We start from the raw sequence: 26,029 nt of genomic DNA, 5'->3' as shown, positions 1-26,029 counted from the left end.
ATCTACAAAAAGCAAATATTAACGCTAAAAATGCTACATTACGCAACAAAAAACTAGGAAATACTAAACAAATATGGCACTAATCGACTTACAAAACATTTCAAAACAATACGACACAAAAGTTATTTTAAAAGATGCTAACTTTACATTAAACCAAGGACAAAGAATTGCTGTTATTGGTCAAAATGGACAAGGAAAATCAACACTTTTTAAAATAATTATGAGACAAGTAGAAGCAGATAGCGGAGAAATGGCTATTGATAAATCTTTAAAAATTGAAATGCTTGACCAACAACCAAAGTTTAAAGCAAATCTAAATGTTAGAGATGCAATTGAAAATCAATTGACAGAATTAAAAACTGCAAAAAATGAATATGAAAAAATCACTAATCAATTAATGACAGATTATGAAAATGAAGATCTTATTAGAAGACAAAGTGAACTTGCTTCTTTTTTAGAGTTTCATAATGCTTGGGATTTAGACAATATGATTGAGCGAGTTTTAGTTGAGTTTCAATTAAAACAATATGAATACAAAGATGTAAACCTTTTAAGTGGAGGAGAACAAAGAAGAGTTAGCCTTGCTGGACTAATTTTAAAAAAACCTGATGTTTTACTTTTAGATGAGCCTACAAACCACCTTGATGTTTATATGGTTGAGTTTCTAGAACAACTTTTACTAAAAAACAATTTCACCCTACTTTTTATCTCTCACGATAGATATTTTATTGATAATATTGCAACAAGTGTTGTTGAAGTTGATGGTGGAGTTTTAAGAAGATTTAATGGTGGATATTCTTCATACTTAGAACAAAAATCTCAAATATTAGAAAATATGCAAAAAGAGCATGAAAATTTACTTCGAATGGTAAAACGTGAAGCTCACTGGATGCAACATGGAATTACTGCAAGAAGAAAAAGAAATGAAAGAAGAAAATCAGAATATTTTGATTTAAAACAAAAAGCACGTTCAAATCCAGCTGCAATTAGAAAAATGTCTTTAGAGTTACAAAGGGAACAAAAAGCTTTTAATACAGAAGAAAAACAACAAAATAAAAGAAAAATGCTTTATGAATTAGATGATGTTTGTAAAACTCTTGGTGACAAACAACTAATCAAAAACTTTACAACTAGAATTTTACAAAAAGATACAATCGCAATAGTTGGACCAAATGGAAGTGGAAAATCAACACTACTAAAAATCTTTATGGAAAAAATGAAAATAGATAGTGGTAATTTCAAAAAAGGTGATTTTAATATTGGATATTTTGACCAACAAAGAGATAGCTTAGATGACAATAAAAACTTGATGGAAACTTTCTGTCCAAATGGTGGAGATAGAGTTATTTTAGATGATGGAAGAAACATGCATGTTTACGGATATCTAAAAAACTTTTTATTTCCAAGAGAGTATCTTGATAAAAAAGTTGGTGTTTTAAGTGGTGGAGAAAAAAATAGAGTGGCATTAGCTTTACTTTTTACTAGAAAAGTTGATTGTTTAATCCTTGATGAGCCTACAAATGATTTAGATATTCCTACAATTAATATATTAGAAGAGTATTTACAAAATTTTCAAGGTGCATTAATCTTTGTATCTCATGATAGATATTTTGTAGATAAAATTGCTAAAAAACTTTTTGTATTCCAAGGAAATGGAAATATCATGGAAAGTTTCCAACCTTATACTGAATATCTTGAAATTGAAAAAGAGTTAAAAGACCTTAGTTCACTTGAAACTGAAATTTCAAAAGAAGATAACACACCAAAAGTTACACAAACTGCAAAAAAACAAACTAAACTTTCATATAAAGACCAAAGGGAATATGACTTGCTTCCTAAAGAGATTGAAGATTTAGAGCAAAAACTAGAAAGTATAAATGCATGTTTAATGGATCCAAAATGTTACGAACAAAAAGGAATCGTTGCCATGTCAAAAGAGCTTGAAGAGACAAAAGAAATTTATGAACAAAAAGTAGAAAGATTTTTAGAACTTGAAGAGTTAATTGAAAGCTTTAATTCATAAAAAGATATAATATTTAAATATATTAATAACAATTAAAAGGATTCAAATGAGCCTAAAAGAGCAATTAAACGAAGATTTAAAAACTGCAATGAGAAACAAAGAAGTTGTAAAAAGAGATTCAATTAGAGCTATTAATACAATGATTAAACAAATTGAAGTTGATGAAAGAAAAGAGTTAAATGATGAAGATATTATTAAACTAATTCAAAAAGGAATCAAACAAAGAGAAGAAGCTATTTCTCAATATAAAGCTGCTTCAAGAGATGATTTAGTTCAAAAAGAACAAGAGCAAGTTGATGTATTTATGTTATATCTTCCAAAACAACTAAGTGATGAAGAATTAGAAGCTGGAATGAAAGAAATTATTACAGAAACTGGTGCAACATCAGTTAAAGATATGGGTAAAGTTATGGGAGCTGCAACTAAAAAATTTGCAGGTGTTGCAGATGGAAAAAGAATAAATGAAATGGTAAAAAAACTATTAGCTTAAATAAAAAAATCTAGGGAATGTTTATATGAATATAGAATTTGAAAATATTTTAAATCAATTAGATGAAAAAGAAAAGATTGAAGTAGAATCAAATCAAATAGATTCTGCAATAAAATTAATCCCTCTTTTATTAAAAAGAGTTCATCCACAAAATGTACATGTTTTAGCGGCAATTATAAAACAATCTTTATTACCTTCTATTTGCATAGAAACAAATGAAGAAATAGATAAACTTTTTACACAAATTGATAAAGAACCAAATCTCTTATTTGATAGAAATGTTCAACATAAAATTGAAGAATTTACTGCAAAAAGATTTCAAAGAGATAAACAAGTTGTTATAGAAAGAGCTTCTGATATTTCAAAACTTGTTTTACTTATGGAAGAATACTTAAATGAAGCTATTTCAAGTAATGGTTCAGGAACAAAAAATGTTTTTAATATTAGAGAAAGAATTGCAGCTATTGATGTAAATGAGAATGGAATAGAATCTCTAACTAAACTTCAAAATGAACTTGTGAATGCAGCAGCATCTATTGAAAAAGAGATGCACACAGTAACAAGTAAACTAGAAACAGGGAAATCAAAAGTTCAAGAACTTGAAGAAAAAGTAAAAACTTTAGAAGAAGAGTTAAATAGAACAAAATCTGAGAATATGAGAGATCATCTAACAGGTCTTCTTACAAGAAAAGCTTTTAGTGAAGAAATAAAAAGAATAGAGAGTTCATTTAAAAGAATAAATACACAATATGCTGTAGTTTTTTTTGATTTAGATCACTTCAAAAATTTAAATGATTCATATGGTCATGAATGTGGAGATGTTGTACTTTCTACATTTGGAAAAATTTTAAATAAAAGTGTAAGAGATCATGATATCGTAGGAAGATATGGAGGTGAAGAGTTTATTGCTATTATTCACTTCAATTTAAATAGAGAATTATTACAATTTTTAAAAAGAATAAAAACAATAGTAACTGAAAATAGTTTTTTATACAAAGATAAAAAGATAAAAGTTACATTTTCAGCTGGAGTTGCAATAAGAAGTAGTTATCCATCTTATGAAAATACTTTACAAAAAGCTGATATGCTTTTATATCAAGCAAAAGAAGCAGGAAGAAATAAAATAATTTTAGAAAACGGGATGGAAATCTAATCCCGTTAAAATTTATGCCCTGTAAGCTAAATTTGCATAAGAAAAATCTATTTTATTTATATATTTTGTAGTTGATTTTCTAAGAGAGCTTTTTTCTAACTCTTTTCTATTTTTACAAATATATTCTAATACGAAAATATCTTGTTTTTGTATTAAGTTTAGTAAAGCTAATTTCATTGAAGTAATAATCTCAAAATTTTTATTTGAATCACTTTTTTCAAATAACTCTCTATCAGATTTATAAATAGCTTCTGCAATTTTTTCAATAACAACACTATTATTGTTTTGTTCATAACTTCTTTCTAATAAATATAATAAATTTTTTGCAATTTTGAAATTTGTTATATGTCTTGAAGTTTTATAAAATCTAATAGCCAACTCAAAAAGTTGAGCTTGATTTCCTAACTCTTCAATCTTATTTATTTTTCCTGTTTTTATAAACTCTTCTAATTCATTGTTTGTAAATGCATAATTTAACAAATCAAAAATCTTTCTTTTATCTTGTTTTGTCCATTTATAATATGTTGGAGATGAGAACTCAAAAAGTTCAGTCATAATCTTTTCTCGTGTCATTACCTTATTCCTTCAAAAAGTTATTTTAAAAATATCATTATATACATAAATATATAACGATAAGCTAAAAAAAAGACTAAAATATATACATAAAAGAACTTCCTTCATTTACTTGAGAATTTACTTCTATTTTTATACCATTTTTATCACAAATATTTTTCACTATACTAAGCCCTATTCCAAAGCCTCCAGTGATTTTATCACCTCTAAAATATCTTTGAAAGATTTTTGAAGTATCTTTTATGCCAACTCCTTCATCTTGAAAAATAAGTTTCACTAAATTTTCTTCTTTTTTCAAAGATACAGTAATATTTGAGCTATCTTTTGAATATTTTATTGCATTTGAAAGATTATTATCTATAATTCTATAAAGTTCTATTTCATTAAAATTTATACTAATATTTTTTTCAATATATTTGTAAAAAGTGATATTTTTTGAGATTGCTAAATCATTGAAGAATTCCACTCTTTTTGCCAAAAAAGATGAAAAATCAATATCTCTTTTTTCATCTTTTACAGCGTTTTGTTGCATATAATATTCTAAATCTTCATAAATAACTGTCATATTTTTTAGTGCAGATTTTATTCTTAGAATATTTTTATCATTTTTAAGTCTTAATTGCAACATATCAACATTTATTCTAGCAACACCAATAGGAGTTTTTAGTTCATGCATTGCATCTTTTAAAAAATCATCTAAATATTGATTTAGTTTTCTATATGGTTCAATACTTTGTTTTATAATGAAAAAAGAAGATAAAAAGATGAAAAAACTAATAGTTAAAAGTAAAATAATCGCATTGTAAATAACTAATGAATTATCAATCTCTTTACAAACTATTAGAGTTTTTCCTTGTAAAATATTTTCAAGAAGATACTCTTTATAACAAAGTTGATTTTTAGTTTTTTTAAATTCTTCATCAAAATTAAGGTTTTTAGTTTTTAGCAATGAAAAAATTTCACTATTATTTTTATCAAATACAGCAGAAGTAAAAATATTTGAACGTGGATAATAAAAAATCTCGCTATTTTCTTTTTCAAAATTTTCTATTTTTAAAATAATAGAAGTTGCATAATTTTTCAAATCCATTTTATCTTTTATAGATTGATTTTCAAAAGAGGCATCTAAATAAAAATATATAGGGATAAAAGCAATAAACAAAGTTAAAATAACTTGTATAAGTATATACTTTATTTCATATTTATTGTTTATCAATTTTATATCCTACAAATCTCTTTGTTTTTATAAAATCTTTATCTGTCTTTTCTCTAATTCTTTTTATGCACATTCGAATATCTGAATATGAGATTTCTTTACTTTCCCATATTTTTTCATGTAACGTTTCAATTGATACAAAAAAACCTCTATTTAAAACTAATAGAGCTACTAATTCACTCTCTTTTTGAGTTAAATCAATTATCTTATCATTTTTATATAAAATAGATTTTTTTACATCAAATTTAAAAGAATTTGTTAAAACTATCAAATCTTCATTTGTTTTGAAACAGTTTTTTATAAGTTGTTCAATTCTAAATTTTAACTCTATCATATCAAAGGGTTTTCTTATATAATCATTACAACCAAGTTCATAACCTTTACTTAAATCAGCTATATCAGTTAAGGAAGTTAAAATAATAATAGGAACATCAAGTTTCTCTTTTCTTACATATTCGACTAATGAAAAGCCATCCATTCCAGGAACTCTGATATCTAATAAAAGTAAATCATAAGAGTTTTCAAAAATAGCATCAAGAGCTTCATCACCATTTTCAAAATCATCAACATAAAAGTCTAACTCTTCTAAAAACTCTTTGATTGAGATTTTATATAAATAATCATCTTCTAATAATAAAATTTTAATCATTTTATAATAATCTCTTTTCTATCTTTTTCTTCAATATTTTTAAAATTTGATTTTGTATTTATGTCACCTAAATATTCATATTTTGGTAGATAGTTAAAGTTTTGCTCATTTTTATCAAAACAAATCACCATAACTCCAACACTTTGATTATCAATATTTCCAAGAGGTATTTGTGTAATTATTCGATTTTTATTCTCATAATAAAAATTTTCATTCGATAAATACTCTTTATGTTGTAATAAAAAATCATATAACTTTTTATCATATTCTTGTTGAATTACAACATAATCTGCCAAAGTTATATTATCTTTATAATATTCTGCTATTTGTAAATATTTTTTTTCTAAAAGAGGAATTATCTCTATTCCCATATATTTTAATCGATTTTTCAAATCACTATAATCCATAATAACTTCAATCGTTCCGATGTATTCATCATTTTTATTAAAAATCGGAGAGATTGCTTTTATATTAAATCTTTTTCCTAATTCATTTGAAACAAAAGGCTCTTTTGTCTCTTTTACTTTTACTAATCCTTTTCTAAAACTCTCTAAATTTAATCCAACATCTTTATCTTCCCAACTTCGTACGAAGACCTTTAAATCTTTTGTATGAATTTGTACCTGTATATTATTTTGATTTGTATATGTTTTTATATTATCAAGTAGCTTTAAAAGTTCTTTTTTTAATTCTTTTGGATTATTTTGTTCTAAATTATTTATTATATTTTGATTTTTTGAAAATAAAATTGCCAATGACAAGGCTTGATTTTTTTGATTTGTTAGCTCATTTTGTACCATTTCAACTCTATTTGAAACAAGTATATCTATTTGATTTTTATGAATAATATTATTGTATTTATTTAAAAAGTAAAGTAGTGTAATAACTACTAAAATGAATAGTAAGATAAAGTTTTTGTATGTTTTACTCATAAGTAATTCTAACTAAATAAAAAAGAGAATATCCTAAGATATTCCTCTTTTTTATTTTATAATTTTTCCAAAAGGACCAACTTGATGTTCTTTTGATTCAATTGATGGTCTATAAACATCTGGTGCTTTTACAACATCATCAGGGAAATCATTTACTCTATTTATTTTTTCAGGTCTATAATGAGAATCCATATTTATATACGCAGCAACATTATAAGCTTCTTCATCAGTTAAAATTGGAGCTTCTTTTGTAGCACCTAAAGGCATATTAGATTTTATAAAATCTGCTGCTTTAAGAACTCTATACATTCCTGCACCTTTGTTATAAGTATCATCTGTACCCCAAAGTGCTGGATACATATATCCATTTGCTTTTCCTTCGTTTTTGATACCTTCCCCATTCATACCATGACAGGCTGCACATTGTTGTTCATAAACAACTTTTCCTTTTTCTGGGTCAGCTGCTTGTTTTTTTATCATTTTTCTATCAATTTTTGCTAATCCTCTTCCTTCTAAAGCATTAGCACCACCAACTGGAACTCCTTGACTCAACCAGAACATATAAGCTTCCATAGCTTTCATCTCTTTACTATCAACAGGTAATTTATAACCATTCATACTTCTTTCCATACAACCGTTGATTCTATCAGCTAAAGTACCAATTGTATTCTCTCTTGGTCTATATTGTGGAAATGCAGCAAATACTCCAACAAATGGAGCTGAATATGCTTTTGTTCCTGCATCTAAGTGACAGTTTTGACATTGGTTGTTATTTCCAGCAAATCTCATTTTTGGGTCATCAACTTCTGGACCTATATATTTTGAAGTATGAACTATAAGTTCTCTTCCGTATTTTACTAAATCACCAAATTGATTATTTGGTATTGTATTTACATCTGGAACTTTGTATTCTAATTTTGCATCAGTTTTATATCCATTATTTGAACGTTCTTTTAATACTTTCGCATCAAATTGAACTTCATTAGCTGATAAAAAACTTGCACATAAAGCAGATAATGTTGCTATAACTATAACTTTTTTCATAAATAATTTCCCCCTACTATTTTGATAGAAGAAGTATAACATTTATATATAACTTGAAAGTAACATTTTGTTATTTTCTAAATTTTTTAAAATTCTCAGCTTGTTCAAAAATCTCTTTAAATACTTCATCTTTTGTAATTGGTGGATAACCATGTTTTGCTAAAAGCATTATCAAATCTACTTTTAACTCTGCTTTTATATCTTCTCTTATATTCCAATCTGTATATTTTGATTTATCATCAACTACAATTTTTACTTCTTTTGCAAGTGATAGAAGTTTATCTTCAGGGTATGAAAAATCATATTTAATAGCTATTGTTTTTAAAATATCGTAAAAAGCTTTTTCTTCAAAGTCTATACCTAAATCACCAAATGATTCTTTTTCTTTTTGTAAAGCATGATAAAGGTCAATTATCTCATCAGTAAAGTCATTTAAGACCTCACTGACAAGTACATCTTCTTCTTTTCTTTCATTGTATTTTTCTACAAGGGCATTAAACTTTTTAGAAAAATCCACTGCTTTTACTTTATTTACTTTTTTAAACTCTTCAAGAGCTTTGGCTAGTAGCTGTTGAAGTAGTTTTATCTTTGTATTTGGTAGTTTGATTTTATTTATTTTGTTTATGTAATCTTCATCGAAAATATCAATCTTGCTTTCATCTTCACTTCCAAGCTTGAAGATTTCTTCTACACCTTCACTTTTTAGTGCTTCTTCTATCATTTGGGCAACTTTTGCATTCATTTGAGCTGTATCAGGAGCTTTTCCTTTTGTAAGTTTAACAACGATTGAACGAACAGCTAAATAGAAGTGAATATAATTTTTTTCCTTTTGACTAAACACTTCACTACCACAACAAATATCATAAGCTGATTTTAGTCTTTTTACTATATACATAAATCTAGTTTCAAGCTCTTTAGTAAGTTGTACAAATTCACTAGCAAGATTTAAACACTCTAATTGTTCTAAGGCACTTCCACTAAAATATTTGTTAGTATCAAATTTATAAAATAGTTTAGCAAGTAAATCAAGTTGGTCTCTTACTACAACTATTGAAGCTTCAATATCTTCAAAGTTTTGAGAGTCTATTCTTGAGAATTGTTTTAAAGCTTTATTCATAGCAGTTTTTATACCTATATAATCAACTACTAATCCTTTTTCTTTTCCTGCATATTTTCTATTTACCCTTGAGATAGTTTGGATTAGATTGTGTTCTTGTATAGGTTTATCTATGTAAATAGTATCCAAAAATGGTACATCAAATCCAGTTAGCCACATATCAACAACAATAGCTATTTTAAAGTTTGATTTTTCATTTTTAAACTGTGTATCTAAAGTTTTTCTATACTCTTTTGTACCAAGTGCATCATACAACTCTTTTTCATCATCTTTATTTCGAGTCATAATCATTTTTAGTTTTTCAAGAGGAAGAATCTCTTTTTTATCTTTATCACTTAGCTCTATTCCCTCATCACAAACTCTTGATTCATTCCATGATGGTCTTAATGCTATTAGTTCTTTAAAAAGTGCATAAGCAATAGGTCTTGAACTTGATACAAAAATAGCTTTTCCTTTTAGTGTTGCACCCTCTTCTACTCTTTTTTCATAGTGTTCTACAAAATCTTTTGCTATTGCTTTTATTCTATCTGGGTCACCAAGAATTTGACTCATATTTGCCATAGCATTTTTACTATCTTCTATTTGATGTTCATTTGCTCCAAGAGTTGCACATTCATCATAATATTTTTCTATTTCATGAAGTTTTGAGTTATCAAGTAAAACTTTAGCTGCTCTTCCTTCATATACAATTCTAACTGTGATTTCATCTCTAACTGATTCAGTCATAGTATAACTATCAATAACATCTCCAAACACATCAAGTGTTGCATCAATAGGAGTTCCAGTAAATCCAACATAAGTTGCATTTGGTAGTGAATCATGCAAGTATTTTGCAAAACCGTAAGTTTTTTTAACACCTTTATCAGTTACCTTTACCTTTTGGTCTAGGTTAATTTGGCTTCTATGGGCTTCATCTGAAATCACTATAATATTTGTTCTATGACTTAGAATCTCTAAATCTTCTGTGAACTTATGTATAGTTGTTAAAAATACTCCCCCACTTTCTCTTCCATTTAATCTAGCTCTTAAATCTACCCTACTTTCAACACTTACTATTCCATCATCACCGATAAAACCTTTTGCATTTGAAAACTGACTACTAAGCTGTATATCTAAATCTGTTCTATCAGTTATAAGTATAATTGTAGGACTTGAGAAATGAATACTTTTCATAAGCATACGAGTAAGATAAAGCATAGTAAAACTTTTACCACATCCAGTAGCACCAAAGTATGTACCACCTTTTCCGTCCCCTTGTGGCTTTTGATGAACTTTTATATTTTCATATAGTTTTCTAGTAGCATAGTATTGAGGATAACGACAAACTATCTTTTCTTCTTTTTTTGATTTATCAGGCATATAAATAAAGTTGTGAATTACATCAACAAGTCTTTCTTTATCAAACATTCCTTGAATCATAGAGTGCATAGAAGCGATTCCATCTACATCTATTTCATTTCCAGTAATTTTTCTCCAAGCATAAAAAAACTCATAAGGTGAGAAAAATGAACCTGATTTATTATTTACTCCATCGCTTATTACACAAAATGCGTTGTATTTAAAAAGCTCTGGAATATCTCTTCTATATCTAACTGTTAGCTGTACAAAAGCATCATGTATAGTTGCTTCTTCTCTTATGGCACTTTTGAACTCAAACACAACCAATGGAATACCATTTATATATAGTATTCCATCAGGTATTCTTTTTTCATAGCCTATAATTTCAAGTTGATTTACTATTTTAAAGTTGTTCGAGTTTACATCGTTATAGTTTATAAACTCTATATAAATATCTTTATCATCAGCTTTTTCTCTTTTTAGAATAAATCCATCAGAGATTAGTTTCATTATAGCTTTGTTTGAATCATACAAATCACTTGCTGGGTAAGAGTGAAGTTTTCGAACAATCCCCGTGATTTCACTATCAGTGATATTTTCAGTTTTATATCTACTTTTTAAATACTTTTTTAAATCATCTTCTAGTAAAACTTCACTTTCATTTCTTATAATTTCTTTTCCAAATTGATAAGTGATACCTTGATTTTCAAGTAGCTCTATAAATGCTAACTCTAATTTTTCTTCTGTAAATTTACTCATTTTATTTCCATTTCAAGTAGTAATTTGTCAAAATCACTCATAAACAATCTATCTTGAATTACTCTATATTTTTCAAATTCAGTTATTGCTTTTTCATCAGCTATCTTTTTAGTAATTTTTCCACTATCTTTTAAAATTTCTCTATCATCTGCATCTAAAAACTTATCAAGTCTTGTAGCCCAATCTTCCATAGTCATTGGGATATTTCTTTTTGCTCTATCTTCTGCTAAATCTAAAAAAGCATTGACAACTCGTCCAAGGGATTCAAGTTCATCACGACTAAGATAATTTTTTGCAATTGTTACATCAGATTTTAATATTTTACCATCAGGTGCATTATCCCAAGAAGTTAATCCCATTTTCTCTTTTTCGCTATTTGCTCTATTGAAAATCAATTCAGCTGCTGTTTGTCCATGAATAGCAAAATGAAGTTTGTTTTGTACTTTTGCAAAAAAGTTTTTAGTTGTTTCATCATCTTTATTATAATCAACACTTGTAGAGTAAATATCTGTTAGCTTTTGATAAAACATTCTTTCACTTAGTCTTATCTCTCTTATTTCTTCAAGTAGTTTATCAAAATAGTTTTGACCTAAAAATGAACCATTTTCTAGTCTTTTTTTATCAAGAACAAATCCTTTTATAGCAAACTCTTTTAATACACTTGTAGCCCATTGTCTAAACTGTGTAGCTTTTTTTGAGTTTACTCTATATCCAACGGAAATAATTGCATCTAAATTATAATATTTTGTATTGTAAGTTTTACCATCATTTGCAGTATGTTCCAAAATGGAACTAACTTGATTTTCATCTAATTCACCATTTTCAAAGATATTTTTTAAATGTTTTGTTATAGCTGGTCTTTGAACATCAAAAAGCTGTGCTATCATAGTTTGAGTAAGCCAAACAGATTCTTCAAAAACTTTTACTTCAATACTATCTTCTTTGTTTTGTGAAGTAAAAATTAAAAATTCAGCGGTGCTATTTCGTATAAATTTATCCATTTTTTATTCCTTTACTTCAAAATAAACAAATTTTCGGTCACTTTTATAGTTACTTTTTTGGTCACTTTTCAAAATAGTTTGGATTAATAGCTTTAGTATCTTTGAGGTTATTTTGTATGGTGGAATGTAGTTATTCATTTACAAAACCTTTTGAAATATATTTTTCAATCTGGAATTTATAAAAATCATCTATATTTTCTAAAAAATTTTCAAATAGATTATTACATCTTAAATTACCATAATCATCAATATACAGATTTCCTAATTGTTCATCAGCATCCAATTTTGAAATTAAACTACTACTTAATCCAAATTTTATTAAATTAATATTTTTAGGTTTTTCTGTGCCATAGATATGAAGATTATATTCTTCATCGGTAATTAACTTATAGTCATACATCATCTCAACGAATTTATTTAATTTGTAGCTAATAAAATTATCTTCCATTTGTAATTTTACGATTGCTAAATTGATTAATTTGTTACTATCGTCTTTGTATTTAGCTAAATCAACATACACAGGTTTAGAATAGCCAGTATAAGATGATGTACTCTTAGGGATTTCACCATAAGATTCACCAAAATAAAATTCACTATTCTTTTCTTTAATTCTTTTTTTAAAATATTCAAATAAATGATTTATATTTTCTTTTAGTGTATTTTGATGACTTCTGTCAATATAGACTGAATAATAATTTCTTGTTGGCTCAAATTCCAATCGTTTAAATTCATACTTTGAGATGTCGTTTTCAATTCCTTCAATAAAAATACTATAAATTTTATCAAGCAACCTTTTTTGTTGCCACTCAGATAAATTGATATTCTGAATTTTCAAACTTATCTTTTCTATAGTAGAATCAAAATTTTTATAAAATGTATTTAGTTCATTTTCTATGAAATATTTTTTTAATTTATCGAATTCAGTTATTGACTTTTGATATAAATAATTTTCATTTGCAACCAATTCTATGATTCTTTCTTTCATTTTTATAGCCGACTCTTTATCTTTCTCTTTTTTGGCTTTTTCAATCTTTTTATCAAGTTCATCAAAATCAAATGATTCTAAAGTCGGATTTTGAATTTTATCTTTAAAGATTTTACTTCTTAATTTTTCTATACTGGTCTGCATCTTCCCATTTTTTCGACCATATTCATCAGTATTGACAAAATGGACTTTTGGTAGTAATTTATATAAATTATTGGAATTAGATGTGAAAATAGTATCAAGTCTGTTGATTCGACCTATTAAATTTGTTAAATCTTTCTCTGATAACTCGTGAACATTCAATATAAACATATTATCTATTGGTAAATTAATACCCTCCAAAATAACTGTATTAGCAACAATATATTTTAATGATGTAATTGTTTTAAACTTATATTCTAAATATTCTTTGATAATATCTGGAAGTTTACCATGAATATAGATGACACCTTTAGTAAGTAGTTTTGAAATATAAAATTCTTCATGAACATTTTCATTTAGTATATTAATTAAACTTTGTATACCCTTTATTTCTGGAAGGTTATCAGCTAATGTATTTGCTAATTGCTCAACCATTTTAGGTCGTTTTAAATAAAGAAAGTTTTTTGTTAAAGAATTATTATTAATATATTCCAAATAGTTTGAACTATTACCTACTTCATAAAATTGCCCAGTAAATCTATTGTATTGTCTAATATTTCCATTTGTAAGATACTCAAAAATTTCAGGTTCTTTTATATTAAAATGAATTCTTTGTTCATTTATAACTTGTGTATTTCCAACCTTAAGATTGTTTATTTCTTGAACAAGAGGGGATAAATATATTATTTTTGAATCTGATTTACTTTGTAAATTTCTTTTTATAAGTCTTGATAAAAGGATGCTTCGTGAATCTTTTTTAAAAAGATTGTGTGCTTCATCAATAAATAAAATATCAAAATATACATCTTTCTTTTTTAAAAGCCTTAATGCTCTTTCTTGTGTAAATATTGCTATAAAACTTTTATCATTATCATACATTTCATCATGAAGCAAAAGTCTTTTTTCTAAATCCTCTTTTTTCAATAAATTAAATGTTTGAATTAAAAGAGATTTACTTGGTACAATTACACCTATTTTTATATCATCCGTATTATATTTTTTGATAAAATCAACAATAATAGAACTTTTACCATATGAAGTAGGAGCAATGAAAGCAATATCTTGAAAATTTTCTTCTAAAAGATTTTTATGAATATCAAACTGTTCTATTGTTTGAATATATTGGTCTTTATAGTTATAAAAATCTATTTCTGAATCTATTAAAATATCTTTGATACTCAAATTATCAAGTAACTTATTTAGTAGTATATTTTTTGTTATAGGAAAAAAACCAAACTCTGTAGAAAAGTCATAAAGTGGTTTATAATCTTGATACTGTATAGAATATTTTAGAATGATATAGTATGCAAACTCAATATATGTAGTAAACTTTTTATCATTATCGTAATATCTTAAAAAAATTAATGCAATCGTTAGAACATAAGTTTTTTCTTCTTCTGTTAATTGAATATTTTTAGTTAATTTTTCCATAACATCATTAAATTTTTGATTTTTGCCAAGATTCGTTAAGTTTGTTTTTTCTGCTTGATTCATATTAATCTTTCAAATTTAAATAGTCAATAAATATATTTAACGATTTTTTTGTAAAACAAATCACTTCAAGCTTCTGGTATTGTAATGTTGATATTAATGTTGTAATTTCTTGTTTTATTTTTTCAATATCATTACTCCAACTGCCATCTAAAAAAATTGTAGCAGTCGGAATAATGTTAAAATCTTTTATATCTTTAAATATGCCAAGTTCAAATTCATTAGAAAAATTATCTATATTTGTAACAATATTTTGTTGCGTATTTACACTTTTTTGATCTGCATGTCGAAAAGCATTTTCCCAAGGATTATTTGATACATTACCTTTTAATTTATTATCTAAATCATCATAAGCTTCTTTGATTTTTGATTTATGAGAAATTCCTTTTGTACTACTTAAACCAGATTTACTTTCCATAATCCATTCTAAAGTTTCTTTTGAATAGTAACCATCAAATCCTTTTTTAATTGAATTTTCTTCTAAATTAAAAAATAAACACTCCTGTTTATATTCTTGAGTAGATAAATACAAATGAATAAAAAACTCAGCTATAGCACCCATTTCTGTAGTGCTACCTTTTTTTGAAGCTAGAAAGTTTTTGAGTTTAGTTTTAACGATTTTTAAATCTATTTTTCTTGTTCCATTAGTAATATTTACAATTTTAGAATCTATAAAACTTTTGATTTCATCTGTTATTTCTTGTAGCTCAAGTATATGTAAATTTACATTATTATTTATATTAATAATATGATGAGTTAATGGATTAATTGTCAAACTTTACCCTCACTTCTCCACTCAAAAACTTAGGTAAGAGTGTATCTCGCAAGTTTTCAAGGGTTTGAATTTGTTTTTGATTTTGTCTTATTTTTTCAAATTGTGGTTCTGCAATAGATGAAAAATCTTTGATAGTTTTTTCATCTGGAATTAAAATCATCATCTCCTTTATCATTGCTGAATTTATAGCTGTAACTATTGAAGATGTACTTCCTAAACTTTCATATGGAAAAGTTTTTAGGAACAAATAAAGATATTCTTTGCTGATAGGTGTTTTATCATTAAATTTAAAATGTGCTATTGCTTCATTTGATAACATTGCTTCTGTTGTAACAGCTACTCTTCCAACAGTCATTTTAAAACTTAAAACAACTGTATCTTTTGGAATCACTGGTACATTAAATCTTTCAACTGCTTCTTGTGTTAAATATTCTGACGTTTTAAAAATAAATGCTCCATCATTACCTAAATCTTTAATTGAAATCCACTTAACATCTTGAGGATCAGTCGAAAACCATTCTTCTTCTTTTCGTGGAGGAGTTCTTCCTATGGTAATATTAGTAATTTTACCAAGCGGTTTTTCCTCCCACTCCTCTTTTGCTTCTTCGATAAACCATTGTCTAAAAAGAGTTTGGGCGAGGGATTCTAGGGTGTGGTTTTGGTGATGTAGAAGGTCTATCTTATCATCAAGGCTACTTAATACTTCTGCTATTGCTTTTTGTTCTTCAAGGGGTGGAAGGGAAATTGGCATATTTTCAATATCACTTTTAGAAATATTTGCTTGGTTTGCACTTCCTGAAGATTGACTTGCTAAATAATCATGACTGGCGTCATCTTTCAAAAAATAGTAAAGAAAATCATTAGACATATTGTCTCTGGCTTTTATTTTTGCGACTCTTTGGTTTAAAAATGCCAGTTCATTAAGTTTATATTTAGAAGCCTCTCCTACAACTTGTGTTATTGCTTGAGGATGATTACCTGTCAAAGCAATTAAAACATCATTTTTTTGTATTAGATATTTTTCTAAACTTTTATCAAATAAATGAAATTGAACAGCTTTTAGATTCACATCACCATTGGCTACATTTTTAATTTTGATAACTGGCAATGAGTTTTCAATTTGTTCTTCAAGAAAATTTTGTGATTTAAAAGCATATCCATTAATCACTTCTATACATTCCCCCAACTTACACTCTCTCCAACTACTCATCAACAGCCACCAAATTTACTTTTGCTAAATTTGCCAATATCCTATCATTTAGCTCTTTTTCTTCTTTCATTTGGTTTATCAGTTCATTTTGTAGGCTTTCAAATCTCTCTTTGAAATCAAACTCATCTTCGCTTTCTTCTAGTCCTACATATCGCCCAGGAGTTAAAACATAGTTTAGTTCTCGAACCTCTTCTAAAGAAGCACTTTTACAAAACCCTTTTATATCTTCATAGTTTTCTTTTACTTTCCAGTTGTGATAAGTAGATGCAACTTGTTCTATATCTTCAGGGCTAAAATCTTTGTTTTTTCTATTTATCAAATGCCCTAGATTTCTTGCATCTATAAATAAAATATCATTTGTTTTTCTATTTTTTTTAATAAACCATAAACACGCAGGAATTTGAGTATTAAAAAATAGTTTTGCAGGAAGATTTACTATACAATCAACTAGATTATTTTCTATTAGTTGTTTTCTTATCTCTCCTTCGTTGCTTGAGTTACTTGTCAAACTTCCTTTTGCTAGTACAAATCCAGCTATTCCATTTTCAGATAGTTTTGAAAGCATATGAAGAATCCAACCATAGTTTGCATTTGAAGTTGAGGGTACATCATATCCAGCCCATCTTGGATCATCTAGTAGCTCATTTACACCTCTCCACTCTTTTTGATTAAAAGGTGGATTTGCCATAATATAATCAGCTTTTAAATCAGGATGTTGGTCTTTAAAAAATGTATCAGCTGGAACAGCTCCAAGATTTGCAGATATTCCTCTAATAGCTAAGTTCATCTTTGCTAGTTTATAAGTGGTAGCTGTAAACTCTTGCCCATAGATAGAAATATCTTTTTTATTTCCTTTGTGAACTTCTATAAACTTCAAAGATTGGATAAACATACCACCACTTCCACAAGCAGGGTCGTAGATTTTTCCTTTGTATGGTTCTATCATATTTGCTAAAAGATTTACTATTGATTTTGGAGTATAGAATTGCCCTCCTTGTTTTCCCTCAGCAAGTGCAAATTCACCTAAGAAATATTCATATACACGACCTACTACATCGTGTCCCTTGTCTTCTATTGTGTTGATGTTGTTGATAGTGTCTATTAAGCTTGAAAGTTTACTCACATCAAGATTTAGTCTTGAGAAGTAGTTATCAGGTAATGCACCCTTTAGGCTAGGATTGTTTTTTTCTATGGTTGCAAGAGCTGTATCGATTTTGAGAGCTATATCATCTTGCTTTGCATTTTGTTTTATGTATGACCATCTTGACTCACTAGGAAGATAAAATACATTTTCCATAGCGTAAAACTCCACCATATCGATAAATGCTTCTTTACCCTCAGCTAGTAGTTTTTCTCTTCGTTCTTCAAATGTATCACTAACAAACTTAAGAAATATTAGCCCTAAAACAATGTGTTTATATTCACTTGATTCAACACTACCTCTTAGTTTGTTTGCACTCTCCCAAAGAGTTTCTTCCATAGATTTTTGATTTTTATTATTTTTTTCTTTTGCCATCGATTAAATATAACTTTCTAAATATAATTTTTAGTTATTTTATCTAAATTGTATTTAATTTAAATTAATCAAATTTAAGATTATTTATATAATTTTCTCTTGTCCTAACCTATATATCGCAAAGTCATATTTAATCGGGTCAAGATTATCAAACTCTTTTAGTTTTTCTGTTATTAATAAAGCAGATTTCAAATCATAATTTTTTCTATCTAATAACCCAAGTTTTTGACTTACTTTAAAAGTGTGAGTATCAAGTGGAAGTATCAAATCTTTTTTATCTATATTTTTCCAAAGTCCTAAATCAAGATTATCATCTCGTACCATCCATCTAAGATACATATTCCATCTTTTATATGGAGCATTTCCATTTTCTTTTATAAGTCCAACTTTGTCTCTTTTAAAAGGGCTAGAAACTAAAAAAGTAAAACCTTGAGAATTGTAGTTTGATAGATTATGAATCTTTTGAATTAAAGCATCAATTCCTTCTAAGATAGAGTTCTCTTTTTTATAAGCTTCATAAAATAAGTTTTCTAGACTATTCTCTTGTTTCATTCGTCTAAAAGTTTTAAATATATTTATCACATCTAAACTATTTTGAAATCTATAATAATGATTTTTAAGCTCTTTTTCTATTATTTCTTCACTCTGATTTAACAATGAAAAATCCAAACTATCTAAAAATTTCACTATCAACTTTGCATTTCCATAAGCAAACAATGCACATAAAAGTATAATAAATTCATCATCATATCTTCTTGCAACCATCAAAGGGTCAGGTTTATCGTAACTTATTTCATCATTTTTATTTCTATTTTCTACTTCAATATCTAAAAGTTGTTTAATCTGTTTATCTTTTTTTGTCATTTTTATCCAAAGTGCTTTTATATTTATAAAGTTATAATACCATTTCAAAAATTTATATGGATTAAAAATATGCAAAATATACTAATAACTGGATGTTCAAGTGGAATTGGACTTGAAACTGCACTTATATTGAAAAAAAATGGAATCAAAGTTTATGCAAGTGCAAGAAAAGATAAAGATGTTGAAATGTTAAAAGATTTAGGTTTTGAAACTTTTAAAATAGATGTACGAAATAAAAATGAGATAGATTATGCATTAAAAACTATTTTAAGAAATGATTCAAAACTTGATGCAGTTTTTAACAATGCAGGTTTTGGACAACCAGGAGCTGTTGAAGATTTGAGTGTAGAAGTTTTAAAAAAGCAGTTTGATACAAACTTTTTTGGACTTCATGAAGTAACAATTCAAGCTATGAAAATATTTAGAACTCAAGGATATGGAAAAATTATCCAACACAGTTCCATTCTTGGAATAATATCTTTGAAATTTAGAGGAGCTTATAACGCTAGTAAATATGCAATAGAAGGAATAAATGACACTTTAAGACAAGAAGTTCTTGGAAGTCAAATATATATTAGTACCATAAACACAGGACCAGTTACTTCAAAGTTTAGAGAAAATGCCCTAAAAAAATTCAATAAAAATATCACAGTTGAAGGAAGTTTTTGGGAAGAAACTTATAAAAAAGAGTTAAAAGCTAGACTTGAAACAACTGAAGATAAAGCGCCTTTTAATCTTCCAGCTTCGAGTGTTGCAAATGTTGTATTAAAAATCATGAAAAGTAAAAAACCAAAACCTAGATATTATGTCACATTTGCTACACATATCTTAGGCTTTTTCAAAAGAGTTTTATCAACTTCACTTTTAGATAAACTATTAAATAAAATCTAATTCTTTTTCATCTGTAAAATCAATCTTGTAACTACTTGTCTAATTGCAAGATTTGAGGCTTTTAGTAAAGCCTCTTTTGAATAAAAAATTTCACTTTCATTAAAAATATAATTATCAGAAAATAAAATATTATCTTTTTTATCTTCATAAATTATCTTATTGTTTTTATCAATAATTTTCAACTCTATTGTGATTTTAACTTGAACTTTTGAGGAAAAAGTTGCTTGTTCTAAACTATATTTTGGAACAAAAAGATAAATCATATAATCACTTCCAAAAGGAGTAAATCGATTTTTAAAAACTTCATCATTTTTCATTTGAAATTCAAACTCATTTTCTATCATTGAAGCTATTGATATATTATTTCTATAAAAAGCATCTTGCATTCTTAAATCTTCATTATTTGAAAATTCAGGAGTAAAAAAAGTATTAACACCAATTCCCACATGTCGAGAAACTAATCCACCAACACCTAAACCTACAGAAACAGGGCTTCTATAAGTCTGAGGAACTCCTGCAACAATAATATTGTTATTTAACGATATTGAATTTATTTCGTTGAGATTTAAATTTTGTTTTGAACTACACGCAGAAAAAAAAGCCATCAAAAAAATCAAAAAAACTTGATTTAAATATTTCATAAAAGACTCCTTTTAGTTTTTTATCATCTCTTTTTTATTTGCCAAACCTTGTAAATAATCACTTATTTGTATTAAACAAAATGTAATTATAAATATCATAAATCCAGGGAAGAAACTAACCCACCAAGCTATATCAATCACAGCTTTTCCATCACTAAGTAAACTTCCCCAAGACATTTGTGGAGGATTTATACCAAGTCCTAAAAATGATAAACCAGATTCTGCTAAAATAGCTCCACCAACTCCAAAAGTAAAAGAAATTAAAAAAATAGGTGCAAGAAGTGGTGCAAAATATTTAAATATAATTTTAAATGTTGAAACATTTGAAATTTTTAAAATTTTAATATATGGTTTATTACTTATTGCAAAACTTTCACTCCTTATCATTCTTGACATTCCCATCCATCCAGTTATTGATATTACTATAATTAAAATAATTGAAGATGCTTGGATATAAGAAACCAAAGCTAAAAGTAAAAAAAATGTAGGAAAAGTTAAAAATAAATCAATTACAATTGTAATTGTTTTATCAATATTTCCTTTGAAGTAACCAGCAGTTATTCCTATAAATAATCCAACTATAGATGATATAGAAGCTGCTAAAAATCCAATGATTAAAGATGTTTGTCCACCTTCCAAAATTCTAGCTAAAACATCACGTCCTAACCTATCAGTACCAAATAAATGCCGCAAAGATGGAGCTTCTAAAATCCTCAATGGATTTAACTCATATGGTGAAACTGTATAAAAAAAAGGAAGAAAAAAAATAGCTAAAATTACAGCTATCAAAAGATATAATGCAACTTTAAACATCTAACTTATTCTTTTGTATAAGTATAATAAGAAAGTGAACTCTTACCAAATTTTCTAGTCTTATCTAAAGAAAACTTTCCTAAAACTTTTGGTACTTCTAAACTTGAAACATGCTCTATAATAATCATATAAATATTATCAACTTCAATATTTTCAATCATATGAAAAGATTTATTATATATTTCTTCCATTCCTTCTCTATAATCAAAAGGTGGATCTACATACAAAATAATTTCATCTTTTGAATTTCTCATAAAATCTATGATTAAAGGTGTTTGAACAAAAGTATTTCCTTGGATTGTTTGACATTTTTCTATATCAACTAATTTACAGTTTTTTAATAAAATTTGATAAGATTGTTTATCAAGTTCAATAAAATAAGCTCTTTTTGCACCTCTACTTATCGCTTCAAGACCAATAGAACCACTTCCTGCAAAAGATTCAATAAATATTTTATCAATTATGTCAAATTGTAAAACATTAAATAAAGATTCTTTTAAAACAGATTTTGAACTTCTTGTCACATCCAAAGAAGGAAGTTCCAAAACTTTACCTCTATACGCCCCTGCAATTATTTTTGTAGTTGGTTTATCCGTTTTCATATGCTTTGCCTTGTAAAAGATTTATCTTGCGTAACTTTCTGCTCTTAATTCTCTAATAACGTTAACTTTTATTTCACCAGGATATTGTACCTTTTCTTCTATCTCTTTTGCAATCTCTGTTGCTAATAAAACTGCTTCATCATCATTTACAAGTTCAGCTTTTACTATAACTCTAACTTCACGCCCTGCATTTATCGCATAAGCATTTAAAACACCTAGCTTACTTGTTGAAATATTTTCAACTTCTTCTACTCTTTTTAGGAAACTTTCAAGAACTTCTCTTCTAGCACCTGGTCTTGCAGCACTTAAAGCATCAGCTGCACAAACAGAAGCTGATTCAACATTTATTGGTTCTTCATGACCATGATGAGCATAAATTGCATTGATTACTGTGTCACATTCATCATATCTTTTACAGATTTCAGCACCTAAGTGTACATGTGAACCTGGTGCTTCATGTGTTAAAGCTTTACCAATATCATGTAATAATCCAGCTCGTCGTGCAAGAATTGCATCTCCACCCATTTGAGCTGCTAATAATCCAGATAAATGTGCAACTTCAAGTGTATGCGCTAATGCATTTTGACCATAACTTGCTCTATATCTTAATCTTCCAACAAGTTTGATAAGTTCAGGATGCATAGATTTTATTCCAAGTTCCATAACTACATCTTCACCCTCTTTTTGAATATTTTTATCAAATTCGGATTTTACTTTTTTATAAATTTCTTCTATTCTAGCTGGTTGGATTCTTCCATCTTCTAATAATTCTTGAATAGTTTTTGTAGCAACTGCTCGTCTATATAAATTAAAAGATGAAATAGTGATAGTATTAGGGGTATCATCAATGATAATATCAACACCTAAAAGCATCTCTAATGCTTTTATATTTCTTCCTTCTTTTCCTATAATCTTACCTTTTGTCTCTTCATCACTTAAAGGAATATTATTGATTAATCTCTCAGCAGCAAACTCACCAGCATATCTTGTAACAGCCATAGAAAACATATTATTTATTTCATTTTTAGAATTTTGTTCTGCAAGTTTATATTTTTTTCTAAAAATTGATGATATTTCAGCTCTTGAATCTTCTTTTACTTTTTTAATCATTAACTCTTTTGCTTCACTTTGAGTTAATCCAGAAGCATTTTCTAAAATTTTAATAGCTTCTAGTGTTTTTTCTTCATATGTTTTTTTCTGTTGTTCTAATCCCTCTTTTAAAGTAGTAATTTGTCTATTTTTTTCTACAATTTGTTCTTTTTCAACTTTTATAGTTTTTAATTCAGATTCTAAATGTTCGTTTAAATCTCTCTCTTTTTTTTCTATCTTTGAAAGCATTATTTCATACTCTCTACGAGCATTTTTAAACTCTCTATCACATTCCATTTTAGCTTTTAATTGAGCATCTTTTAAAGCAACTTCTGCCTCATGTTCAATAACCTTGGCTTTGGCCTTTGCTTGTTCTATAAAAATTTGAAATTTTGCTTTATCTAATTTTTTTATCACAAATATACTAATTGCCGAACTTAAAATTCCGACAAAAACTGTCACTATCATATATTCCATATTCAAAAACCTTAACTTGTAATTATATTATCAGCTTGAATATCGTAATTATCAGATAGAATCTCCTTACTTTTACAAAGTATTAATTGGGTGAAAATTATTGTTGGTTTGTAATCCAATCTATCAAAAAATCTATCATACATACCCTTTCCATAACCTATTCTTTTATTTATAGCATCTATCCCAACCACAGGAACTATAGCTATATCTATTTTATTAGGTTTAAAAAAAGAGTTGTTTGGCTCTTTTATAGCAAACTTTTTTTTATACAGAGGCAATCTAAATTTTACAATTTTAAAACTATCCCCTTGCATAAATGGAACATAGACATTTTTGTTCTTCATCTTTCTTAAAGTTACAATCAAAGGTTTTACATCTACTTCTATGCCTAAAGGTATATATAATAAAATATTTTTTGATTCACTTATTTTTATAAATTTTTCTAATTTTTTTACAATAATTTTGTTTTTATAATACTTTGAAAAAAGGCTGATAAATTCTAATTTCTTTATACACGATTTTCTAAAATCACTTTTGTGATCATTTTTCATATTTAAGCCTCACTTGGGTAAAATTTCTACCCAACAAATAATTTTACCCAAAGGACTTAAAATGCAGTTTAAAAGTTTAGCATTTTTATCAATTTTATTTATTTTATTCTTTACAGGGTGTGATTCTAAAGATAAAAATGAAAACAATAATGAAACAAAAATTGAAAAAGTTGATAGAAAAACAGATTTTCAACTAAAAACCACAGATAACACGATAATTGATTTAAAACTTGAAAATGATAAAATCATTTTAAAAGATTATCCAAATAAAATAGTATTATTAAACTTTTTTGCTACATGGTGTCCACCTTGTAAAGCAGAGATCCCAAATCTAGTAAAACTACAAGAAAATTACAAGAATGATTTTGTAGTAATTTCTGTATTACTTGAAGAGATGAAAACAAACGAAGAAATTTTAGATTTTATTAAAAGCTTTGATATAAATTATACAGTTGTAAATACTCCTGATAGTTTTGATTTAGCCAAAAGTTTAGGAGGAATTAAATCAATTCCAACTATGTTTCTAGTAGATAAAAATTCAAAAATTTTCCAAAAATATGTAGGTTTAGTTCCAGCTGAAATGATGGAAATAGATATTAAAAAAGTATTAGAAAAATAAGGGTAAAAATGTTTAGTTTTTTTAAAAAGAAAAAAGAAGAAAATGTTGAACAAACAGAAGTAACTAAAGAGATAGAAACTTTAGAAAATTCAACACTAAATGATGAAGCATATGCAAATCCAGTTGAAATAAAAGAAGAAGAAAATCAAAATTTAGAAAAACAAGAAATTCTAGAAGAGAAAAAAAGTTTTTTATCAAGAGCATTAGAAAAAACTTTTGCAAGCATTAAAAATGTAGTTCCTCAAAAAAAGGAAAAAATCTCTTTTGATGATATTGAAGAACTTTTAATTGAAGCAGATATGGAATATGAAATCATAGAAAAAGCTATGAATGGTCTTCCTGATGAAATTACAAGAAAACAATTAAGACATAGACTTGTAATGCTTTTTGAACATGCTCCAAAAGTTGATTTATCAAATCTTCCAAAACCATTTGTAAGATTGATTATTGGAGTAAATGGTGCAGGAAAAACTACGACTATTGCAAAACTTGCAAATAAATGTAAAAAAGAAGGTAAATCTGTAATATTGGGTGCTGGTGATACTTTTAGAGCTGCTGCTATTGAGCAACTTTCTACTTGGGCAAATAAGCTAGATGTTCCTATTATTAAAACTAAACAAGGACATGATTCAAGTGCCGTTGCATTTGATACAATAAGTGCTGCAATTGCTAGAAATATTGATAATGTTATTATTGATACAGCAGGACGGTTACAAACACAAACAAACCTAAATAATGAGCTAAAAAAAATAGTAAAAGTTTGTTCTAAAGCAATGAACGATGCGCCACATCAAAAACTAATGATTTTAGATGGTACACAAGGAAATACAGCAATTGCACAAGCAAAAGCTTTTAATGAAATGATAGGAATTGATGGAATAATTGTTACAAAATTAGATGGAACTGCAAAAGGTGGTGCTTTATTTTCTATCTCAAATCAACTTGAACTTCCAATTTTTTATGTTGGAATTGGTGAAAAACAAGATGATTTAATAGAATTTTCTCCTGAAAATTTTGTTGATAGTTTACTTGATGAAATTTATACGCCTGAAGAAAAATAAAAAGGAAT

At 26.9% G+C, this 26,029-nt stretch carries 23 protein-coding genes; 6 read left to right on the top strand and 17 right to left on the bottom strand.

Annotation, left to right across the window (positions count from 1 at the left end; genetic code table 11):
- Window positions 1–73: 73 nt before the first annotated feature.
- The 3 genes from abc-f to ADFLV_RS05440 are packed head-to-tail and all read left to right on the top strand — an operon-like array spanning window position 74 to window position 3,666.
- Window positions 74–2,023, top strand: a complete 1,950-nt coding sequence (abc-f, locus tag ADFLV_RS05450; protein WP_129011143.1) for a ribosomal protection-like ABC-F family protein — start codon at window positions 74–76, stop codon at window positions 2,021–2,023.
- A 46-nt stretch (window positions 2,024–2,069) separates the two neighbouring features.
- The gene (locus tag ADFLV_RS05445; protein WP_014473853.1) at window positions 2,070–2,513 is read left to right on the top strand and encodes a GatB/YqeY domain-containing protein; all 444 of its coding nucleotides are present in this window, start codon (window positions 2,070–2,072) and stop codon (window positions 2,511–2,513) included.
- 25 nt (window positions 2,514–2,538) lie between these two features.
- Window positions 2,539–3,666, top strand: a complete 1,128-nt coding sequence (locus ADFLV_RS05440; protein WP_014473852.1) for a GGDEF domain-containing protein — start codon at window positions 2,539–2,541, stop codon at window positions 3,664–3,666.
- A 12-nt stretch (window positions 3,667–3,678) separates the two neighbouring features.
- Here ADFLV_RS05440 and ADFLV_RS05435 read toward each other — a convergent pair whose 3' ends face one another.
- The 12 genes from ADFLV_RS05435 to ADFLV_RS05380 form a co-directional block, all read right to left on the bottom strand.
- The gene (locus ADFLV_RS05435) at window positions 3,679–4,239 is read right to left on the bottom strand and encodes a hypothetical protein (RefSeq protein WP_014473851.1); all 561 of its coding nucleotides are present in this window, start codon (window positions 4,237–4,239) and stop codon (window positions 3,679–3,681) included.
- Window positions 4,240–4,315: 76 nt separating this feature from the next.
- Entirely contained in the window at window positions 4,316–5,455 is a 1,140-nt protein-coding gene (locus tag ADFLV_RS05430) for a sensor histidine kinase (protein ID WP_014473850.1), read from the bottom strand.
- Window positions 5,442–6,104 carry a response regulator transcription factor gene (locus tag ADFLV_RS05425; protein ID WP_014473849.1) on the bottom strand — a complete coding sequence of 221 codons (663 nt, stop codon included), beginning with the start codon at window positions 6,102–6,104 and terminating at the stop codon, window positions 5,442–5,444. Before ADFLV_RS05425 ends, ADFLV_RS05430 begins: the two co-directional genes overlap by 14 nt.
- Complete coding sequence (locus ADFLV_RS05420) at window positions 6,101–7,036, bottom strand: cache domain-containing protein (RefSeq protein WP_129011144.1); 936 nt, start codon at window positions 7,034–7,036, stop codon at window positions 6,101–6,103. Before ADFLV_RS05420 ends, ADFLV_RS05425 begins: the two co-directional genes overlap by 4 nt.
- A 51-nt stretch (window positions 7,037–7,087) precedes the next feature.
- Entirely contained in the window at window positions 7,088–8,080 is a 993-nt protein-coding gene (locus tag ADFLV_RS05415) for a c-type cytochrome (protein WP_129011145.1), read from the bottom strand.
- Between the two features lie 70 nt (window positions 8,081–8,150).
- Window positions 8,151–11,294, bottom strand: a complete 3,144-nt coding sequence (locus ADFLV_RS05410; RefSeq protein ID WP_129011146.1) for a type I restriction endonuclease subunit R — start codon at window positions 11,292–11,294, stop codon at window positions 8,151–8,153.
- Entirely contained in the window at window positions 11,291–12,295 is a 1,005-nt protein-coding gene (locus ADFLV_RS05405; RefSeq protein WP_129011147.1) for a virulence RhuM family protein, read from the bottom strand. Before ADFLV_RS05405 ends, ADFLV_RS05410 begins: the two co-directional genes overlap by 4 nt.
- Before the next feature lie 130 nt (window positions 12,296–12,425).
- On the bottom strand, window positions 12,426–14,915 hold the full coding sequence (locus tag ADFLV_RS05400) for a DEAD/DEAH box helicase family protein (RefSeq protein WP_129011148.1): 2,490 nt from the start codon (window positions 14,913–14,915) through the stop codon (window positions 12,426–12,428).
- A 1-nt stretch (window position 14,916) separates the two neighbouring features.
- Window positions 14,917–15,687, bottom strand: coding sequence for a Hachiman antiphage defense system protein HamA (locus ADFLV_RS05395; RefSeq protein WP_206731469.1), 771 nt, complete (start codon window positions 15,685–15,687; stop codon window positions 14,917–14,919).
- Window positions 15,677–16,897, bottom strand: a complete 1,221-nt coding sequence (locus tag ADFLV_RS05390) for a restriction endonuclease subunit S (protein WP_129011149.1) — start codon at window positions 16,895–16,897, stop codon at window positions 15,677–15,679. Before ADFLV_RS05390 ends, ADFLV_RS05395 begins: the two co-directional genes overlap by 11 nt.
- On the bottom strand, window positions 16,890–18,413 hold the full coding sequence (locus ADFLV_RS05385; RefSeq protein WP_129011150.1) for a type I restriction-modification system subunit M: 1,524 nt from the start codon (window positions 18,411–18,413) through the stop codon (window positions 16,890–16,892). Before ADFLV_RS05385 ends, ADFLV_RS05390 begins: the two co-directional genes overlap by 8 nt.
- A gap of 84 nt (window positions 18,414–18,497) precedes the next feature.
- Entirely contained in the window at window positions 18,498–19,277 is a 780-nt protein-coding gene (locus ADFLV_RS05380; RefSeq protein ID WP_129011151.1) for a TIGR02757 family protein, read from the bottom strand.
- A 69-nt stretch (window positions 19,278–19,346) separates the two neighbouring features.
- Between ADFLV_RS05380 and ADFLV_RS05375 the strand changes: the two genes are divergently transcribed.
- The gene (locus tag ADFLV_RS05375) at window positions 19,347–20,168 is read left to right on the top strand and encodes an SDR family NAD(P)-dependent oxidoreductase (RefSeq protein ID WP_129011152.1); all 822 of its coding nucleotides are present in this window, start codon (window positions 19,347–19,349) and stop codon (window positions 20,166–20,168) included.
- On the opposite strand, the gene ADFLV_RS05370 is transcribed toward ADFLV_RS05375, so the two are convergent.
- Genes ADFLV_RS05370 through ADFLV_RS05350 form a run of 5 tightly spaced genes read right to left on the bottom strand, consistent with a single transcriptional unit; the run spans window position 20,165 to window position 24,341 of the window.
- Complete coding sequence (locus tag ADFLV_RS05370) at window positions 20,165–20,809, bottom strand: hypothetical protein (RefSeq protein ID WP_014473843.1); 645 nt, start codon at window positions 20,807–20,809, stop codon at window positions 20,165–20,167. The genes ADFLV_RS05375 and ADFLV_RS05370 overlap by 4 nt on opposite strands.
- 12 nt (window positions 20,810–20,821) lie before the next feature.
- The gene (locus tag ADFLV_RS05365) at window positions 20,822–21,622 is read right to left on the bottom strand and encodes an ABC transporter permease (protein ID WP_129011153.1); all 801 of its coding nucleotides are present in this window, start codon (window positions 21,620–21,622) and stop codon (window positions 20,822–20,824) included.
- Between the two features lie 5 nt (window positions 21,623–21,627).
- Window positions 21,628–22,224 carry a 16S rRNA (guanine(966)-N(2))-methyltransferase RsmD gene (gene rsmD / locus ADFLV_RS05360; protein ID WP_014473841.1) on the bottom strand — a complete coding sequence of 199 codons (597 nt, stop codon included), beginning with the start codon at window positions 22,222–22,224 and terminating at the stop codon, window positions 21,628–21,630.
- Between the two features lie 21 nt (window positions 22,225–22,245).
- Window positions 22,246–23,790 carry a ribonuclease Y gene (gene rny / locus ADFLV_RS05355; protein ID WP_129011154.1) on the bottom strand — a complete coding sequence of 515 codons (1,545 nt, stop codon included), beginning with the start codon at window positions 23,788–23,790 and terminating at the stop codon, window positions 22,246–22,248.
- Window positions 23,791–23,801: 11 nt separating this feature from the next.
- Entirely contained in the window at window positions 23,802–24,341 is a 540-nt protein-coding gene (locus ADFLV_RS05350) for a 5-formyltetrahydrofolate cyclo-ligase (RefSeq protein ID WP_129011155.1), read from the bottom strand.
- A 61-nt stretch (window positions 24,342–24,402) separates the two neighbouring features.
- On the opposite strand from ADFLV_RS05350, the gene ADFLV_RS05345 reads away from it, so the two are divergent.
- Both ADFLV_RS05345 and ftsY read left to right on the top strand, forming a co-directional pair.
- The gene (locus ADFLV_RS05345) at window positions 24,403–24,960 is read left to right on the top strand and encodes a TlpA family protein disulfide reductase (protein WP_014473838.1); all 558 of its coding nucleotides are present in this window, start codon (window positions 24,403–24,405) and stop codon (window positions 24,958–24,960) included.
- A gap of 8 nt (window positions 24,961–24,968) precedes the next feature.
- On the top strand, window positions 24,969–26,021 hold the full coding sequence (ftsY, locus tag ADFLV_RS05340) for a signal recognition particle-docking protein FtsY (RefSeq protein ID WP_014473837.1): 1,053 nt from the start codon (window positions 24,969–24,971) through the stop codon (window positions 26,019–26,021).
- Window positions 26,022–26,029 lie beyond the last annotated feature (8 nt).

The sequence above is a fragment of the Arcobacter defluvii genome (assembly GCF_013201725.1).
Taxonomy (GTDB): domain Bacteria; phylum Campylobacterota; class Campylobacteria; order Campylobacterales; family Arcobacteraceae; genus Aliarcobacter; species Aliarcobacter defluvii.
The sequence above is the reverse complement of the archived record's forward strand: the minus strand, read 5'-3'. Positions and strand labels throughout refer to the sequence as shown.

Excerpts from the sequence above, each read along its gene's own strand:
- abc-f (WP_129011143.1), top strand. The coding sequence starts at position 74 with ATGGCACTAATCGACTTACAAAACATTTCAAAACAATACGACACAAAA.
- ADFLV_RS05445 (WP_014473853.1), top strand. The coding sequence starts at position 2,070 with ATGAGCCTAAAAGAGCAATTAAACGAAGATTTAAAAACTGCAATGAGA.
- ADFLV_RS05440 (WP_014473852.1), top strand. The coding sequence starts at position 2,539 with ATGAATATAGAATTTGAAAATATTTTAAATCAATTAGATGAAAAAGAA.
- ADFLV_RS05435 (WP_014473851.1), bottom strand. The coding sequence starts at position 4,239 with ATGACACGAGAAAAGATTATGACTGAACTTTTTGAGTTCTCATCTCCA.
- ADFLV_RS05425 (WP_014473849.1), bottom strand. The coding sequence starts at position 6,104 with ATGATTAAAATTTTATTATTAGAAGATGATTATTTATATAAAATCTCA.
- ADFLV_RS05420 (WP_129011144.1), bottom strand. The coding sequence starts at position 7,036 with ATGAGTAAAACATACAAAAACTTTATCTTACTATTCATTTTAGTAGTT.
- ADFLV_RS05415 (WP_129011145.1), bottom strand. The coding sequence starts at position 8,080 with ATGAAAAAAGTTATAGTTATAGCAACATTATCTGCTTTATGTGCAAGT.
- ADFLV_RS05410 (WP_129011146.1), bottom strand. The coding sequence starts at position 11,294 with ATGAGTAAATTTACAGAAGAAAAATTAGAGTTAGCATTTATAGAGCTA.
- ADFLV_RS05405 (WP_129011147.1), bottom strand. The coding sequence starts at position 12,295 with ATGGATAAATTTATACGAAATAGCACCGCTGAATTTTTAATTTTTACT.
- ADFLV_RS05400 (WP_129011148.1), bottom strand. The coding sequence starts at position 14,915 with ATGAATCAAGCAGAAAAAACAAACTTAACGAATCTTGGCAAAAATCAA.
- ADFLV_RS05390 (WP_129011149.1), bottom strand. The coding sequence starts at position 16,897 with ATGAGTAGTTGGAGAGAGTGTAAGTTGGGGGAATGTATAGAAGTGATT.
- ADFLV_RS05385 (WP_129011150.1), bottom strand. The coding sequence starts at position 18,413 with ATGGCAAAAGAAAAAAATAATAAAAATCAAAAATCTATGGAAGAAACT.
- ADFLV_RS05380 (WP_129011151.1), bottom strand. The coding sequence starts at position 19,277 with ATGACAAAAAAAGATAAACAGATTAAACAACTTTTAGATATTGAAGTA.
- ADFLV_RS05375 (WP_129011152.1), top strand. The coding sequence starts at position 19,347 with ATGCAAAATATACTAATAACTGGATGTTCAAGTGGAATTGGACTTGAA.
- ADFLV_RS05370 (WP_014473843.1), bottom strand. The coding sequence starts at position 20,809 with ATGAAATATTTAAATCAAGTTTTTTTGATTTTTTTGATGGCTTTTTTT.
- ADFLV_RS05365 (WP_129011153.1), bottom strand. The coding sequence starts at position 21,622 with ATGTTTAAAGTTGCATTATATCTTTTGATAGCTGTAATTTTAGCTATT.
- rsmD (WP_014473841.1), bottom strand. The coding sequence starts at position 22,224 with ATGAAAACGGATAAACCAACTACAAAAATAATTGCAGGGGCGTATAGA.
- rny (WP_129011154.1), bottom strand. The coding sequence starts at position 23,790 with ATGGAATATATGATAGTGACAGTTTTTGTCGGAATTTTAAGTTCGGCA.
- ADFLV_RS05350 (WP_129011155.1), bottom strand. The coding sequence starts at position 24,341 with ATGAAAAATGATCACAAAAGTGATTTTAGAAAATCGTGTATAAAGAAA.
- ADFLV_RS05345 (WP_014473838.1), top strand. The coding sequence starts at position 24,403 with ATGCAGTTTAAAAGTTTAGCATTTTTATCAATTTTATTTATTTTATTC.
- ftsY (WP_014473837.1), top strand. The coding sequence starts at position 24,969 with ATGTTTAGTTTTTTTAAAAAGAAAAAAGAAGAAAATGTTGAACAAACA.